Raw genomic sequence first — 16,463 nt, forward strand, 5'->3', positions numbered from 1 at the left:
GGTGTTGACCTCGAGCCCCGTCGCGCGCTACCGGGACGGCAGCGCGACCGGCGACGCGGAGGGGACGGGCGTGGCGGTGGACAGCGGTGCCGTCGCCCCCTCCACCTGCCGCACCGTGCTTCCGCCGGGCCGGTGGCCCGTGCCCGCGCCGGTGGACAGCTGGGACCAGGCCCCCAGCGCCAGGGCGACGGCGGCCGCGGTGGCGAGGACCCGTCCGGCGCGCCGGACCTTGGACCGGCGGTCCAGGTCCCGCCACGCCACACGGACCCACAGCTCCTCCGGCTGCCACAGGTCACCGACGGCGTGCGGGGGCTGGAGCTGCCGTCCCGCCGCCCGCTCCCTGGCGGAGGGTTCCCTCGGGGCGGAGAGTCGTATGGCGGACTCGCTGTCCGTGAGGAACCTCAGCCACACCTCGTCGGGGACCGGGGGAACGCCGTGCGGCTCGCGGGGAACTCCCGGGCCGCCCGGCTCTTCGGTGGTCACGTCCCGTCCTCCCCTCTCCGACCGTCGGCCTGATCCTTGCGCAGCGGAAGATCAGTATGCCGCCCGGGTGCCGGACCCGCCCCCTGATCCGGTCCCGCACCGCGCGTCCGCGACCGACCCGGAACGTGCCGTACGGCGGGAGCGCCCGACCGCGCTCCCGCCGTACGGGTCAGACCGCGGCGGGCAGGACGTGGTCGCCGGCCTTGTCGGTGCTCAGGCACAGGGAGCAGACGACCGCGTCGTGCGTCCGGCAGGCCGCCACGTCCGGCCGCTCGAACCGCTGCAGGCACACATGGCACTCGTAGGCGACGGCGCTGGGGTTGCCGTCCTCGTCCAGCAGGGGCTCGGCGATGCCGTCGTCGGTGCGGCGCAGGTAGTACCGGCCCTTGGTGACCACGGCCATCAGCGGCGTGAGGACGAAGGCGATCACGGCCGCGGCGACGGGGGAGTACGGCTGGAGCGTGTCGCCGAGGGCGTGGAAGTACAGGGCGATGGACAGCCCCGAGGCGGCGACGAAGGCGACGACTCCGACGGGGTTGACGGCGTAGAGCATGCCGCGGCGGAACTCGGGGGCGTGCGGGGACAGTTTGAGCACGTACTTGTTGATGCCGATGTCGGTGGCCACCGTGACCACCCAGGCGATCGCGCAGTTCGAGTAGAAGCCCAGAATGCTGTTGAGGAAGCTGAACATGTCGGCCTCCATCAGCGCCAGCGCGAAGCCCAGGTTGACCAGTACGAAGACCATCCGGCCCGGGTAGCGCCGGGTGACCCGGGTGAAGGAGTTGGTCCAGGCGAGCGATCCCGAGTACGCGTTGGTCACGTTGATCTTGATCTGGCTGATGACGACCAGCACCACCGCCAGCGGCACGACGAGCCAGGACGGCATCATGGCGTCGAAAGCACCCTTGAACTGCTGGATCGGCTCGGGTGCGGCGGAGGCACCGACCTCGGCGATGACGTACACCGCGAGGAACACGCCGATGGCCTGCTTCAGCGCGCCCAGCACGACCCAGCCCGGGCCGGCCATCACCACGGCCGTCCACCAACTGCGCCTGTTCGCCTCGGTCTTGGGTGGCATGAAGCGCAGGTAGTCGATCTGCTCGCCGATCTGCGCGATCAGCGACAGGCACACGCCCGCGCCGAGCAGCACGGACGCGGTGTCGATGCCGCCGTCCCCGTCGGTTCCCGCGTAGGCGAGGAAACGGTCGACGGTGCCCGGGTCGGTGGCCACCAGGTAGACCAGCGGGCCGACCATCAGCAGCAGCCAGATCGGGGTGGTCCACACCTGGAGCTTGCTCAGCGCCGTCATGCCGTAGATCACCAGGGGGATGACCATCAGCGTGGAGACCAAGTAGCCGAGCCAGAGCGGCAGTCCGAGGCCCAGCTTCAGGCCCTGCGCCATGATCGAGCCTTCGAGGGCGAAGAAGATGAAGGTGAAACTGGCGAAGATGACGCTGGTGAGGACCGAGCCGAAGTATCCGAAGCCGGAGCCGCGGGTGATCAGGTCCAGGTCGATGTTGTAGCGGGCCCCGTAGTAGGCCAGCGGGAATCCGGTCACGAAGATGACGACGGCGGCGACGGCGATCGCGAGCAGCGCGTTGCCGGTGCCGTGGGCCAGGCCGATGCCGGCCCCGATGGAGAAGTCGGCCATGTAGGCGATGCCGCCGAGCGCGGTCGTCGCCACCACCATCGGGGTCCAGCGCCGGTAACTGCGCGGCGCGAAACGGAGCGTGTAGTCCTCGAGGGTCTCCTTGACGGCCTGGTCCGTGCCTGGCGCCGCCCGCTGTGCGGGTTCCGGCTCGGCGACCTCGGCCAGTCGTGGCTCGGTACTCATGCCACGCCTCCTTGTGCGGGGTTGGGGACTGACAAGGCAGGCACGGTAGGCAGCGGCCGTTGCCCCTAAATACTTCCCGCGTGAAGGGAGTGTTTCGGTGCCATCCCACCCCTCGTCGACGCCGGTCTACGGCACCCCCAGCACGAACAGCACGTATCCCGCGTACGACCCGGAAGCCAGCGCGGCCATCCCCAGCACCGTCGCCAGGGACGGCCACCTGAGCCGCCGCATCGCGAGGGCGAGCGGGACGAACAGCGGGAACAGCGGGAGCAGATAGCGCGAGACATTGCCGAAGTACTGCTGCGTCGTCATCACCATGAGGTAGGACAGGACGGTGTAGACGACGAGCACGGCGGGCGGGCGCAGGCGCATCAGCAGCACGGTCAGCACCGGCACCATCAGCACCACGCAGACGCCGATGACGTCCTCGAAGGGCATCGCGAAGAGGTAGTCGAAGTGCCCGACGGGGATGGACGTCAGCACGTTGAACGAGTGGACTCCCCAGTCGAACTTGTGGCCCCAGGCGCCGTCCTGGAGCTTGGAGTAGCCGTTGAGGTCGCCCATGCGGTAGTTGACCCAGCCGAGGTAGCCGAACAGGCCCAGCGGCGCGATCGCCACGGCGGCCAGGGGGCGTCGCACCCCGTCCTCACGCCGGCGCAGGGCCATGATCGCGGCGAAGGCGAGGGCGGCCACCAGCGCGACCGCGGTGGGCCGGCAGAGCCCGGCCGCGAAGGTCAGCAGGCCCGCGGTCAGCCAGCGCCGGGTCATGACGGCGTGACAGGCCCACGCGGCGAGGGCCGTGTAGAGGGACTCCGAGTAGCCCGACCACTCCGTGCCCGAGCCGGGCCAGACCGCCCACAGCCCGGCCGCGACCAGACCGGCCCGGTGGCCGCCGAGGCGTTGCGTCACGGCGTAGATGCCGAGCGCGGCGGCGAACGAGGAGAGGACGGAGACCATCATGCCGGCGCCGTACAGCCCGAGCCCGGTGCACTCCGACACCAGCCGCATCAGCGTCGGGTACAGCGGGAAGAACGCCGCCGAGTTGCCCTCCAGCGTGATCATGCCGGTCGCGCCCGGGACCGGCTTCAGTACGGGGTCGTACCCGTGCTCGGCGACCTGCTGGTACCACCAGCCGTCCCAGCTGGCCAGGACGTCCCAGGCGTGCTCGCCGCCGCCGAAGCGCGGGTTCTTCTTCCGGAAGTCGCCCGCGGAGTCCAGCAGATACATGAAGACGGCGAAGCCGGCCAGCTTGAGCACGCCGTACGTCAGCAGCACGGGCCCGTGGCGGCGGGCTGCCGCGCGCAGCCGGGGCCACGGCGACCGGGACAACGGCCGGGAGCCGCGCGGGACTTCTTGGTGGTCGACGCCGGAGGGCGGGCGGCGCAGCTGGACGGTGCTCATGGGGCGGAGGGTCCTGTCGTGCGGCGGGCCGGGAACACCCAGGCCCGGAAGAGGAGGAAACGCAGCAGCGTCGCGGCCAGATTGGCGGCGATCAGCGTCAGCAGCTCGACCCGGTGGCCGGTCCCGGGCGCGGTGTGATGCAGGACGGCCAGCGAACCGCTGGTCAGGGACAGCCCGATCAGGAAGGCGGCGAGGCCCTTGAGATGGTGGCGCAGCGCGCCGCCGCGGCCCCGTACGCCGAAGGTGAGCCGCCGGTTGGCCGCGGTGTTGGCGATGGCGCTGGCGAGCAGGGCGAGCGCGTTGGCGGCCTGCGCTCCCGTCGCCGGCCGGAGCACGGAGTACAGCAGCAGGTAGCACAGGGTGCTGGCGGCGCCGACGGCGGCGAAGCGCACCACCTGCCGGGCCAGACCCGCGGGCAGCTCCCCGTCGAGGTCGCCGCCGCTGCGGCGCAGCGCGGACAGCGGCAGCCTCCCGCAGGCCAGGGCCCGGCCCAGCCTGGCCATGCCCCGCAGATCGGCCAGCGCCGTGGAGACGATGTGGACCCGGCTGTCGGGGTCGTCCACCCAGTCCACCGGCACCTCGTGGATCCGCAGCCCCGCGCGCTCGGCGATGACCAGCAGTTCGGTGTCGAAGAACCACTCGCGGTCCTCCACCAGCGGCAGCAGCCGCTCGGCGACGTCCCGCCGCACGGCCTTGAAGCCGCACTGCGCGTCGGAGAAGCCCACGGCGAGGGTGCCGCGCAGCAGGCCGTTGTAGCAGCGGGAGATGATCTCCCGTTTCGGTCCGCGCACGACCCGCGAGCCACGGGCCAGGCGGGTGCCGATGGCGATGTCCGAGTGGCCCGAGATCAGCGGCGCGACCAGCGGCAGCAGCGCGGCCAGGTCGGTGGACAGGTCCACGTCCAGGTAGGCGAGCACCGGGGCGCGGGAACGGGACCACGCGGTGTGCAGCGCGCGGCCCCGGCCCTTCTCCGCCAGCCGGATGACGTCCGTGCCGGGCAGTTCCGCGGCCAGCCGGGCGGCGATCCGCGGGGTCCCGTCGGTGCTGGCGTTGTCGGCGATGGTGATGCGGAAGGCGTAGGGGAAGGTCTCGCCGAGGTGCGCGTGCAGCCGCCGCACGCAGGGCTCCAGGTCGTGTTCCTCGTTGTACACGGGAACGACCACGTCGAGCACGGGGTCCGGGTGGCGCGCGGGCAGGGGCTCGCGGCGCGGCAGCGCGGACGGCTCGGGTATCGGGCGGTCGATCAGGGCCGACCGCCGTACGGTTCGCATCGCTGTCTCACGGTCTCTTTCTGGCGCGGGACGGGCCCTTGCGCCGGTTCCGGGCATGCCGAAGGCGCCCGTGGCGGGTGGTGCGGTGAAGGTGGGGGGCGTGGAGCCCTCGACGTGGGGGGCCGCTCAGGCGGCTACTCGGTGGAGGCCGATGCGGAGGGTTCCTCGGAGTCCAGCGCGGACGGAGGGGCCGTCGTCGGTGTCGGGGAGGGCGGCGGCGCGGGCCGCGTCGTGACGGTCCGGCTCTCGGAGGCCGTGGCCGTGGGGGTGGGCTCGGTCGGCGGGGCCGTCGTGGCGGACGGTGTGGCGCCGCCGGTGGTGGTCGCGGGCAGGGACGTCTCGGGCCGCAGGGTCGGAGTGGGGCTGGTCGGCGACGGCTCGGTCGTCGGCGTGCCGTCCGGTGAGGCCGTCGGGCTCGTCTCCGGCTGCGGCCGGGGATCGGCGGGCTGGGCGCGGGTGAGCAGGTTGGGCAGCAGGGCCAGCGCGACACTGAGTCCGGCCACCGCCACGGCGGAGCCGCCCGCCTTCCACAGCAACCTCGACCTGCGGCGGGTCCTGATGCCCGCGTGCAGCCGCTGCCGGTGCTCGGGCTCGTAGGGGGTGTGCTGCTGGGCGTCACGCATCAGCCGCGACAGGTCCCGCTCGAAGTCGTCCATCGGTTCTCCTTTCATGTCACGGGCCTGACGGCGTCGGACAGGATCTGGCGGAGCCGTGCGACTCCGCGTGACGCATGGGACCGGGCGGTGCCCACCGGGCAGCCCAGAGCCTGTGCGACCTGGGCCTCGGGCAGGTCCTCGTAGTAGCGCAGCACCACCGCCGCCCGTTGGTTGGGCGACAGCTGCGCCAGCGCCCCCTCCAGCCGCGAACGCTCCGCGACGGCGGACGACACATCGACCGGGCCGGGCCGGTCGGGCAGCTGCTCCACCGGACGCTCCCCCCACCAGCGCCGCCGCGCCGAGCGGGCCGCCAGCCGTACCAGCACCGTGCGCACGTATGCCTCGGGAGCCTGGTCGGCGATCTTCGGCCAGGCGAACCACAGCTTGACCAACGCCTCCTGCACCAGATCCTCGGCACGCTGCCGGTCGCCCCCCGTGAGCAGACGCGCGACATGGAGCAGCGTCGACCAACGGGCGGCCGCGAACTCGTCGAAGCCGTCCGCCCGAACCTGCTCCATCCTCACCGTCCTGCGTCTCAGTGGCCCCCTACACCACTCAAAAGACGCAGGCCCCCGCTCCACGATGCACCTGAAACCTGTGATCCACCTCACGTCTGTGTTCGTCGGCCCGTCCCGGCCGGCACCGCACGCCTCTGCTGCCGGGCCCGGACACGGAAAAGGGCCCGTGCACACGCACGGGCCCTTCTGCCAGGGTTTCGCGGCCACGCCGGCCGCCGGCTCCCGGGGGTCAGCCGCCGCCCGGGCCGCCGCTGCCGAACGAACCGCTGCTGCCCTCGTTCCAGCGCGGGCGCTCCTGCGACGCGCTCGTCCGGTCGCTCATGGTGCCGTGCCCCTTCAGCTGGTGCGGCGTCAGGCGCTCGTCGCTGCGGGGGACCTCCTCGGGCTCCCGGCGCTCACTCGTCTCGCGGACCGGGCCCCCGTCGGGCAGCCGCGGCTGCTCGTCCGGACGGGGTGTGGGCAGCTCCCTGCGCTTGACGCGCACGCCGAGGACGAAGGCCCCCAGCAGCAGAGCCACGACCACCACACCCGCCACGATCAGCCCGATGCCGACGGCGCCACTGCCCGCGGCCATCTCCATCCATGCGCTCTTCATGGCACGCGGGTACCCCCGGTCCCCTCCGTGAACCCGCCGGGCACGGGCGGCCGCCCGCCCTGCGGAACACCGGGGAACGCCGGGTTTGACCGGCACCGAGGGGGGCTACCCGCGCGGTGTGACTTCGACGACATCCCAGCAGGAGCTGTTCCGGTTCCTGGAGGACCGTTTCGCCTGTGCGCAGGCGTGCACGGAGTGCGCGCGGGCGTGCGCGCTGCGCGCCAGCCTCGTGGATCCCGACGGCACCGAGAACCAGGAACTCGTACGACGCAAGGGCATCATGTGCGCGGAGGTCTGCGACGCGACCTGCCGTGTGCTGTCCGAGCAGAACCAGGTGGACGAGAGCACCATCCGGGTCCAGGTGGAGTGGTGCCGGACCGTGTGCCTCGAGGCTGCCCACGTCTTCGACCGGCAACCGGGCGCGGAGGACTCGGCGGCGGCGTGCCGCACCTGTGCACGGGCGTGCACCGACTTCCTCGCCACGCTGAACTGACCAACGCCATTCACAATTTCTGAAACACGTTCTACGGTGTGCGCCGACAGGACCGGCCTGGGGAGCCTGGAGGCGCCGTGCACCTCGAATACACGCCCGAGCAGCAGCGGCTGCGCACCGAACTGCGGTCCTACTTCGCCGGGCTCGTCCCGGACCACGCCCACGCCCGGCACGGAGACCCGAGTGCCCAGAAGCGGTTCTACCGCGAGACCGTCCGCAAGCTCGGCGCGGACGGCTGGCTCGGCGTGGGCTGGCCGAAGGAGTACGGCGGGCGCGGCCTGACCGCCATGGAGCAGTTCATCTTCTTCGACGAAGCCGCCCAGGCGGGCGTCCCGCTGCCGCTCATGGCGCTGAACACCGTCGGCCCCACGATCATGCAGTACGGCACCGACGAGCAGAAGACGTACTTCCTGCCCAAGATCCTCTCCGGCGAGATCGACTTCGCCATCGGCTACAGCGAGCCCGGCGCCGGCACCGACCTGGCGTCCTTGCATACCAGGGCGGTACGGGAGGGCGACGAGTACGTCGTCGACGGCCAGAAGATCTGGACGACCAACGGGGACACCGCCGACTGGGTCTGGCTGGCGGTCCGCACCGACCCGGACGCACCGCCGCACCAGGGCATCACCATGCTCCTCGTCCCGACCACCGACCCCGGCTACTCCTGCACCCTGATCAACACCCTCGCCTCGCACGACACCACTGCCAGCTACTACGAGAACATCCGCGTCCCCGTCTCCCTCAGGGTCGGCGCCGAGAACCAGGGCTGGCGGCTGATCACCAACCAGCTCAACCACGAGCGCGTGACCCTGGCCGCACACGGCACCATGGCGATCCGCGCCCTGCACGACGTGCAGCGCTGGGCGATGGAGACCAAGCTCGCCGACGGCCGCCGCGTCGCCGACCTGCCCTGGGTACGCCGCCTCCTGGCCCGCACCCACGCCCGGCTGGACGCGCTCAAACTGCTCAACTGGCAGATGGTCGGCGCCGTCCAGGACGGCACCCTCACCCCCCAGGACGCCTCCGCCGTCAAGGTCTACGGCTCGGAGGCCCGGCGCGACGCCTACGCCTGGCTCATGGAGATCGTCGCGGCCCCCGGCGCCCTCAAGGAAGGCTCGGCCGGAGCGGTCCTGCACGGCGAACTCGAACGCGGCTACCGCTCGGCGGTCATCTTCACCTTCGGCGGCGGCAACAACGAGATCCAGCGGGAGATCATCTCGTGGATCGGGCTGGGAATGCCGAGGGTGCGACGCTGACGGGGTGTTGCGACGAGGACGTTCGGTCAGCACCGGACATCCCCTCGCGAGCGCGTCGTGCACGGCCCGCTGATATCCCGACTCGACCACGAGGGAGAACGGCTGACGCACGGTCCGGCCCGCCCTGCGGGCCGGGGCCAGCCGGCCGGCCGTACACCCTGAGGTATCCGGCCTCGGCTCGGTACGGGCCGACGGCCGGCACCTGGTCCATGGCCAGGCGCAGCCCTTTCCCGAGCCCTCGCAGAGGTGGGGCGGACCTCGTGTACCCCGGTGCGACCGGCTCACCCGAGGGCTTCGGAGTTTCGCCTAGTGCTCGCGGGAGGACGGGCTCCGTCGTTCTTTGACCTGCCGGGAGCAGGCGTAGAGCCGCTCGGTTCGCGAATCTGGGCTTGCCGGGGGCCGCCGTGCACACCGGCAGGAAGGACTGGGCGATGACCGAGCAACCTCGTAGGCCCGTTGCCACGTACGAGACGTACCAGGAAGCCGAACGCGCCGTCGACCACCTCTCGGACCAGGGGTTTCCCGTGGAGAGGGTGGCCATCATCGGCCAGGACGTCCGCCTTGTCGAGCAGGTCGTCGGACGTATGAACTACGGCCGGGCCGCCCTGCACGGTGCGGCGAGCGGGGCCCTGCCCGGTGCGCTGATCGGCTGGCTCTTCGGCTTGCTCGACTGGGTGGACCCCATCGTCTCCAGCCTGCTCGTCGCCCTCTACGGCCTGATTTTCGGGGCGATCGTGGGCGCGCTGTTCGGCCTGCTGCTGTACGCCCTGCAGGGCGGCCGCCGGGACTTCGCCTCGGTCAGCTCGATGCAGCCCAGCCGGTACGACGTCGTCGTGGACGAAGCGGTCGCCGATGAGGCCATACGGCTGCTCGGCGGGCTGTACACCACCGGCGCAGGCGGACGTCCCGCCCATACATGAACGATCGGAACCGCAGCTGCGGCGCGTGCCGCCGCACCGGGAGGAGCTCCTCATGGCCAAGGCAGTGGGCATCGACCTGGGCACCACGAACTCGGTGATCGCCGTGTGGGAGGGCGGCGAAGCTTCCGTCGTGCCCAACAGCGAGGGCAACCGCACGACACCGTCCGTGGTGGCCTTCACCGACACCGGGGAACGGCTGGTGGGCCAGCTGGCCCGGCGCCAGGCGATCCTCAACCCCAAGGGCACCATCTACTCGGCCAAGCGGTTCATCGGCCGGCACTTCGACGAGATCTCGGACGAGGCCAAGGCGGTGGCGTACGACGTCGTCGAGGGCCCGGGCGGCGTCGCCCGCTTCAAGGTGCGCGACAAGCTCTACGCGCCCGAGGAGATCAGCGCCCAGGTGCTGCGCAAGCTCGCCGACGACGCGTCCAAGCAGCTCGGGGAACGGGTCACGGAGGCGGTCATCACCGTGCCCGCCTACTTCAACGACGCCCAGCGCACCGCGACCAAGGACGCCGGGCGGATCGCGGGCCTGGAGGTGCTGCGGATCATCAACGAGCCGACCGCGGCCGCCCTCGCGTACGGCATGGACAAGAAGGAACACGAGACGGTGCTGGTCTTCGACCTCGGCGGCGGCACGTTCGATGTGAGCATCCTCGACGTGGGCGACGGCGTGGTGGAGGTGCGTTCGACGGCGGGCGACAGTCACCTGGGCGGTGACGACTTCGACCGGCGGCTGGTCGATTACCTCGCGGACGACTTCCAGAAGGAGAACGGCATCGACCTGCGCAAGGACCCGCAGGCCCTGCAACGCCTGTTCGAAGCGGCGGAGAAGGCCAAGACCGAGCTGAGCTCGGTGACGCAGACACAGGTCAGTCTGCCGTTCATCACCGCCGATGCGTCGGGCCCCAAGCACCTCACCGACTCGGTCATGCGCTCCACGTTCGAGCAGATCACCAGCGACCTGGTGGAGCGGTGCCTGGAACCGGTCAAGCAGGCCATGGCGGATGCCAAGGTCGGCGAGAGCGACATCGACGAGGTCATCCTCGTCGGCGGTTCCACCCGCATCCCCGCCGTCCAGGCCCTCGTGCGCCGGCTGACCGGCGGCAAGGAACCCAACATGAGCGTCAACCCCGACGAGGTCGTGGCCCTGGGTGCCGCGATCCAGGCCGGGGTGCTCAAGGGCGAGGTCAAGGACGTCCTGCTGCTCGACGTCACGCCCCTGTCGCTGGGTGTCGAGACACGCGGCGGCGTGATGACGAAGATCATCGAGCGGAACACCACCATCCCCGTGCGCCGCACCGAGACCTTCTCCACCGCCGAGGACAACCAGCCCGCCGTCGACATCGTCGTCCTCCAGGGCGAGCGCGAACGGGCCGCCGACAACCGGGTGCTCGGCCGCTTCCAGCTCACCGACATCCGCCCGGCGCCGCGCGGCGAACCGCAGATCGAGGTCACCTTCGACGTCGACGCCAACGGCATCCTCAACGTCAAGGCCCGCGACCAGGACACCGGCAAGGAACAGGGCATCACCATCACCGAGAGCTCCAACCTCGACCGCGGCGAAGTCGAACGCATGGTCCAGGAGGCCGAGCGGAACCAGGGCGAGGACAAGGCCCTGCGCGAGGCCGTCGACGCCCGCAACGAACTCGACGCCGTCGCGTACCAGGTCGAAAAGCGCCTCGCCGAGCTCGGCGACGCCGCACCCGCGCACGAGAAGTCACGCGCCGAGATGCTGGTGTCGGATGCCCGGGCGGCGGTCAAGGAGGAGGCAGGCGTGGAGCGCGTGCGGCCCCTGACCTCCGAACTCCAGCAGGTGCTGGCAGCGCTGACGGCGCATCAGGCCGGCGCCACCACGGGCGGTCCCGACCAGGACACCACCGACGACGGTGCCGCCGGTGGCGGCCCGGGTGGCGGTGGCGGTGACGAAGACGTCATCGATGCCGAGTTCGACAAGGACTGAGGAACCGCCATGCCGATCCACCCCAGGGAATCCGACCCGGCCGTGCCGGACCCGGCCGACCCGGCCGCGGAGGGCGCCGCAGGCCCTCCGCGAGGGGATCTTCCGCGCTCGAGCCCGCCGTCCGGGCCGGGGTCCGACACGGACGAGGCACCCGGCCCCGACGCGGCCGGCGGCCCCGCACCGTCCGAGGACCAGCACACGGCCGAGCTCAAGGACCTCGAGGACCGCTGGCGGCGCGCGCTCGCCGACCTCGACAATCTCCGCAAGCGCCACACCAAGGAACTGGAACGGGAGCGGACGGCCGAGCGGTCCCGCACGGCCGCCGCCTTCCTGCCCGTCCTGGACAACCTCGAACTCGCCCTGACCCACGCGGGATCCGACCCCGGCGCGATCGTGGAGGGCGTCCGGGCGGTCCGCGACCAAGGGGTCAACGTCCTCGAACTGCTCGGCTACCCGCGGCACGCGGAGACCGGCGTCGCCTTCGACCCGGCCCGGCACGAGGTGGTCGGCGTCGTCCAGGACCCCGACGCCCCACCGGGCACGGTCGTCGAGGTGCTGCGGCCGGGATACGGGGACGGCGAACGGCAGCTCAGGCCCGCCGCCGTGACTGTGGCGAAGCGGGAGTGACCGGTCATGGCACAGGACTTCTACGAGGTGCTGGGCGTGTCACGGACCGCGAGCCAGGACGAGATCCAGCAGGCGTATCGCAAACTGGCCCGCAAGTACCACCCCGACGTCAACAAGGACCCGGGTGCGGAAGAACGCTTCAAGGACCTCAACGAGGCGTACAGCGTCCTGTCCGACCCCAAGACCCGGGCCCGTTACGACCGCTTCGGCGAGGACTTCCGGAGGGTCCCCGAGGACTGGGAGGAGCGCGTCGGTGCCGGCGCGGGCGGCGGCGGCTTCCGCGCTCGCAGAACCGCTGGTGCGGGCGGCCCCCGTGTCCGGTACGCCACCGGCTTCGGCGACGACTTCGGGGAGGGCATCGACATCGAGGACCTGTTCGGCTCGTTCTTCGGAGCAGGCGGCGCCCCCGGCGGTGTACCGGGGGCCGACCAGGAGGCCGAGCTGCCGCTCACCGTCGAGGAGGCGTACAGGGGAGGCCGGCGCACCGTCACGCTCGCCGGCCCCACCGGGCAGCCGCGCCGGTACGAGGTCGACGTACCGCCCGGCGTCACCGACGGGCAGCGCATCCGCCTGGCGGGCGAGGGCGGACGGGGCAGTGGCGACGCCGCCGCGGGGGATCTGTATCTGCGGGTGCGTATCAAGCCGCACCCTCGGTTCCGGCTGGACGGCCGGGATGTGTACGTACAGCTTCCGGTCACCCCCTGGGAGGCCGCGCTGGGCGCGACGGTTCCGGTGCCCACCCCGGGCGGCAGCACGGCCAAGGTCACGGTGCCCGCGGGCTCCTCCAGTGGCCGGCGGCTACGGCTGCGCGGCGAGGGCATGCCGAACCCGCGCGGCCCCGACGGCAACCTCTACGCCGAGGTCCGCATCATGGTGCCGCCCGAGCTCAGCGACCGGGAGCGCGAGCTGTTCGAGGAGCTCGCCGCCACCTCTTCGTACGATCCCAGGAGGACGTCATGAGCGACCGACCCTCATGGGCGGCGACCGGCGGCCGGGCCAGCCGGGCCGACGCGGGCGGGCATCCCGTACGGACCCGCGCCGGCTCCACGGCCGTGCGGTACGCGCTCGTCCCCGTGCCCAGGCTTTCCCTGGACACCGTGTCCCGCCGCGCCGGCGTCCATCCCGACCTGGTCCGCCGCTTCGTCGCCCTGGGCCTGGTCGACGCCGAGCGGGACGCCGCGGGGCGCCTGGTGTTCGACTCCGCGGCCCCGGCGGTCCTCGCCCGCGTCCAGCGGTTGCGCTCAGGACTCTGCCTCAACTACGCATCCATCGGTCTGGTGCTCGACCTGCTCGACCGCATCAGCCTGCTCGAAGCCGCGCTGCGCGACCGCGGCAGGAGGAGTGACTCACCCCCATGGACATGAACCGTCTCACCCAGAAGTCACAGGAAGCCCTTCAGGAAGCGCAGACCGCAGCCGTCCGCATGGGCCAGACCGAGGTCGACGGTGAGCATCTGCTGCTCGCGCTCCTCGACCAGGAGGACGGCCTGATCCCGCGGCTGCTGCAACAGGCGGGCGGGGACCCCGAGGAGCTCGGTGCGGCTGTGCGTGAGGAGCTTTCCCGCCGGCCCAAGGTGACCGGCCCGGGCGCGGCACCGGGCCAGGTGTTCGTCACCCAGCGCCTGTCCCGGCTGCTGGACGCCGCCGAGCGGGAGGCCAAACGCCTCAAGGACGAGTACGTGTCCGTGGAGCACCTCCTGCTGGCCCTGGCCGAGGAGGGCTCGTCCACCGCCGCCGGACGCCTGCTCAAGCAGCACGGCATCACCCGGGACTCGTTCCTGAGCGCGCTGACCCGGATCCGCGGCAACCAGCGTGTGACCTCGGCCAACCCCGAAGTGGCGTACGAGGCCCTGGAGAAGTACGGCCGCGACCTGGTCGCCGAGGCCAGGGACGGCAAACTCGACCCGGTCATCGGCCGGGACGCCGAGATCCGCCGCGTCACCCAGATCCTCAGCCGCAAGACCAAGAACAACCCGGTCCTGATCGGCGACCCCGGCGTCGGCAAGACCGCCATCGTCGAGGGCCTCGCCCAGCGCATCGTCCGCGGCGACGTGCCCGAAGGGCTGCGCGACAAGACCGTGTTCGCACTCGACATGGGCTCCCTGGTGGCCGGTGCGAAGTACCGGGGCGAGTTCGAGGAACGCCTCAAGGCCGTGCTGTCCGAGGTGAAGGCCGCCCAGGGGCACATCCTGCTCTTCGTCGACGAACTCCACACCGTCGTGGGCGCGGGCGCCGCCGAAGGAGCCATGGACGCGGGCAACATGCTCAAGCCGATGCTCGCCCGCGGCGAACTCCACATGATCGGTGCCACCACCCTCGACGAGTACCGCAAGCACATCGAGAAGGACCCTGCCCTCGAACGCCGCTTCCAGCAGGTCCTGGTCGACGAGCCGAGCGTGGAGGACACCATCTCCATCCTGCGCGGGCTTCGCGAACGCCTGGAGATCTTCCACGGCGTGAAGATCCAGGACACCGCGCTGGTGTCCGCGGCCACCCTCAGCCACCGCTACATCACCGACCGGTTCCTGCCCGACAAGGCCATCGACCTCGTCGACGAGGCGTGCGCCCGGTTGCGTACCGAGATCGACTCGATGCCCGCCGAACTCGACGAGATCACCCGCCGCGTCACCCGCCTGGAGATCGAGGAGGCCGCCCTCTCCAAGGAGACCGACCCCGCGAGCCAGGCCCGCCTGGAGGAACTGCGCAAGGAACTCGCCGACCTGCGCAGCGAGGCCGACGCCAAGCACGCCCAGTGGGAGGCCGAACGGCAGGCCATCCGCCGTGTGCAGGAGCTGCGCCAGGAACTGGAGCAGGTCCGCCACGAGGCGGAGGAGGCGGAACGCGCCTACGACCTCAACCGCGCCGCCGAACTCCGCTACGGCCGCCTGCAGGAGCTGGAGCGCCGGCTCGCCGCGGAGGAGGAGCAACTGGCCGCGAAGCAAGGGGAGAACCGGCTGCTGCGCGAGGTCGTCACGGAGGAGGAGATCGCCGAGATCGTCGCCGCCTGGACCGGCGTTCCCGTCGCCCGTCTCCAGGAGGGCGAACGCGAGAAGCTGCTGCGCCTCGACGAGATCCTGCGCGAGCGCGTCATCGGCCAGGACGAGGCCGTCAAGCTCGTCGCCGACGCCATCATCCGCGCCCGTTCCGGTATCCGGGATCCGCGGCGCCCCATCGGCTCGTTCATCTTCCTCGGCCCGACGGGCGTCGGGAAGACCGAGCTGGCCAAGACCCTCGCCCGGGCGCTGTTCGACTCCGAGGACAACATGGTCCGCCTCGACATGAGCGAGTACCAGGAGCGGCACACCGTCAGCCGGCTGGTGGGGGCCCCGCCCGGATACGTCGGCTACGAGGAGGGCGGTCAGCTCACCGAGGCCGTACGCCGCAAGCCGTACTCGGTCGTACTGTTCGACGAGATCGAGAAGGCGCACACCGACGTCTTCAACACCCTGCTGCAGGTCCTCGACGACGGCCGCATCACCGACGCCCAGGGCCGCACCGTCGACTTCCGCAACACCGTGATCATCATGACGTCCAACATCGGCTCCGAGCATCTCCTCGACGGTGTCACCGCCGAGGGCGAGATCAAGCCGGAGGCCCGTGCCCTGGTGATGGGCGAGCTGCGCGGGCACTTCCGTCCGGAGTTCCTCAACCGCGTCGACGACATCGTGCTGTTCAAGCCGCTCGGTGAGCGGCAGATCGAGCAGATCGTGGAGCTGCAGTTCGACGAGCTGCGTAGCCGCCTCGCCGAGCGTCGCATCACCGTCGAGCTCACCAAGGCGGCGCGGGAGCTGATCGCCCAGCAGGGCTACGACCCGGTGTACGGGGCCCGGCCGCTGCGGCGTTACATCTCCCACGAGGTCGAGACGCTGGTCGGGCGCGCCCTGCTGCGCGGCGACGTACAGGACGGCGCGACGGTGCGCGTCGACGCCCAGCACGGAGAGCTCGTCGTCACCTACGACCAGCCCGAGGACGTGAAGGGAGCGGCGGCATGACTACCGTGCAAGCCACCAAGGTCACCTGTCCGCACTGCGGGCGCACCAACCGGGTCCCCGTGGCCGCCGAGGGCCGCCCCAAGTGCGCCAACTGCAAGCAGCCGTTGCCGTGGATGGCCGACGCGGGCGAAGACGACTTCACCGAGGTCGTCGAGCAGGCCACCGTGCCCGTCGTCGTCGACCTGTGGGCCACCTGGTGCGGTCCCTGCCGCATGGTGAGCCCCGCGCTGGAGCAGGTCGCCACCGATCTCGCGGGAAAGATCAAGCTGGTCAAGGTCGACATCGACAAGAACCCGCGTCTGGCGCAGCGGTTCGAGGTCCAGGCGGTACCGACGCTGCTGGTCCTCGACAAGGGGCAGACCATCGCCCGGCAGACGGGTGCCGCACCTGCCCCCGCCCTGCGGCGGTGGGTGGAGCAGTCGATCGCCGGCCGCGAACCGGCCGGGAAAGGGTGA

The 16,463-nt window shown here is 71.4% G+C and carries 16 protein-coding genes; 9 read left to right on the forward strand and 7 right to left on the reverse strand.

All coding sequences use genetic code 11. The features are described 5' to 3' along the window. Positions 1–27 precede the first annotated feature (27 nt). The 7 genes from IGS69_RS32045 to IGS69_RS32075 form a co-directional block, all read right to left on the reverse strand. Positions 28–483 carry a hypothetical protein gene (locus tag IGS69_RS32045; protein WP_190903939.1) on the reverse strand — a complete coding sequence of 152 codons (456 nt, stop codon included), beginning with the start codon at positions 481–483 and terminating at the stop codon, positions 28–30. Positions 484–652: 169 nt separating this feature from the next. Beyond that, the gene (locus tag IGS69_RS32050) at positions 653–2,317 is read right to left on the reverse strand and encodes a purine-cytosine permease family protein (RefSeq protein WP_190903940.1); all 1,665 of its coding nucleotides are present in this window, start codon (positions 2,315–2,317) and stop codon (positions 653–655) included. Between the two features lie 126 nt (positions 2,318–2,443). Then, positions 2,444–3,718, reverse strand: coding sequence for a hypothetical protein (locus IGS69_RS32055; RefSeq protein WP_232543698.1), 1,275 nt, complete (start codon positions 3,716–3,718; stop codon positions 2,444–2,446). Beyond that, positions 3,715–4,989 (reverse strand): bifunctional glycosyltransferase family 2/GtrA family protein, encoded by a 1,275-nt coding sequence (locus IGS69_RS32060; RefSeq protein WP_190903941.1) that lies wholly within the window; start codon positions 4,987–4,989, stop codon positions 3,715–3,717. Before IGS69_RS32060 ends, IGS69_RS32055 begins: the two co-directional genes overlap by 4 nt. A 134-nt stretch (positions 4,990–5,123) precedes the next feature. Beyond that, entirely contained in the window at positions 5,124–5,645 is a 522-nt protein-coding gene (locus IGS69_RS32065; protein WP_190903942.1) for a cellulase, read from the reverse strand. Positions 5,646–5,656: 11 nt separating this feature from the next. Continuing rightward, positions 5,657–6,163 (reverse strand): SigE family RNA polymerase sigma factor, encoded by a 507-nt coding sequence (locus IGS69_RS32070; protein ID WP_190903943.1) that lies wholly within the window; start codon positions 6,161–6,163, stop codon positions 5,657–5,659. Positions 6,164–6,392: 229 nt separating this feature from the next. Continuing rightward, entirely contained in the window at positions 6,393–6,758 is a 366-nt protein-coding gene (locus tag IGS69_RS32075) for a DUF6479 family protein (protein ID WP_190903944.1), read from the reverse strand. Positions 6,759–6,876: 118 nt separating this feature from the next. Between IGS69_RS32075 and IGS69_RS32080 the strand changes: the two genes are divergently transcribed. From IGS69_RS32080 to trxA, 9 genes are all read left to right on the forward strand, one after another. Continuing rightward, positions 6,877–7,251 (forward strand): ferredoxin, encoded by a 375-nt coding sequence (locus IGS69_RS32080; RefSeq protein WP_190903945.1) that lies wholly within the window; start codon positions 6,877–6,879, stop codon positions 7,249–7,251. Positions 7,252–7,328: 77 nt separating this feature from the next. Further along, a complete protein-coding gene (locus tag IGS69_RS32085) occupies positions 7,329–8,507 on the forward strand; it encodes an acyl-CoA dehydrogenase family protein (protein WP_190903946.1) in 1,179 nt (392 codons plus the stop codon). A 431-nt stretch (positions 8,508–8,938) separates the two neighbouring features. Beyond that, entirely contained in the window at positions 8,939–9,427 is a 489-nt protein-coding gene (locus tag IGS69_RS32090; protein ID WP_190903947.1) for a general stress protein, read from the forward strand. A gap of 52 nt (positions 9,428–9,479) precedes the next feature. Next, positions 9,480–11,390 (forward strand): molecular chaperone DnaK, encoded by a 1,911-nt coding sequence (dnaK, locus tag IGS69_RS32095; protein WP_190903948.1) that lies wholly within the window; start codon positions 9,480–9,482, stop codon positions 11,388–11,390. A 9-nt stretch (positions 11,391–11,399) separates the two neighbouring features. Beyond that, on the forward strand, positions 11,400–12,017 hold the full coding sequence (locus IGS69_RS32100; RefSeq protein WP_190903949.1) for a nucleotide exchange factor GrpE: 618 nt from the start codon (positions 11,400–11,402) through the stop codon (positions 12,015–12,017). A 6-nt stretch (positions 12,018–12,023) separates the two neighbouring features. Next, on the forward strand, positions 12,024–12,977 hold the full coding sequence (locus tag IGS69_RS32105; RefSeq protein WP_190903950.1) for a DnaJ C-terminal domain-containing protein: 954 nt from the start codon (positions 12,024–12,026) through the stop codon (positions 12,975–12,977). Beyond that, positions 12,974–13,381, forward strand: a complete 408-nt coding sequence (locus IGS69_RS32110; RefSeq protein WP_190903951.1) for a chaperone modulator CbpM — start codon at positions 12,974–12,976, stop codon at positions 13,379–13,381. Before IGS69_RS32105 ends, IGS69_RS32110 begins: the two co-directional genes overlap by 4 nt. Continuing rightward, positions 13,372–16,008: an ATP-dependent chaperone ClpB gene (gene clpB / locus IGS69_RS32115; protein ID WP_190903952.1), complete on the forward strand. Its 2,637-nt coding sequence runs from the start codon at positions 13,372–13,374 to the stop codon at positions 16,006–16,008. The genes IGS69_RS32110 and clpB overlap by 10 nt, the downstream gene beginning before the upstream one ends. Then, the gene (gene trxA / locus IGS69_RS32120) at positions 16,005–16,463 is read left to right on the forward strand and encodes a thioredoxin (protein WP_190903953.1); all 459 of its coding nucleotides are present in this window, start codon (positions 16,005–16,007) and stop codon (positions 16,461–16,463) included. The genes clpB and trxA overlap by 4 nt, the downstream gene beginning before the upstream one ends.

This window comes from Streptomyces tuirus (assembly GCF_014701095.1).
In the GTDB taxonomy this organism is placed as follows: domain Bacteria; phylum Actinomycetota; class Actinomycetes; order Streptomycetales; family Streptomycetaceae; genus Streptomyces; species Streptomyces tuirus.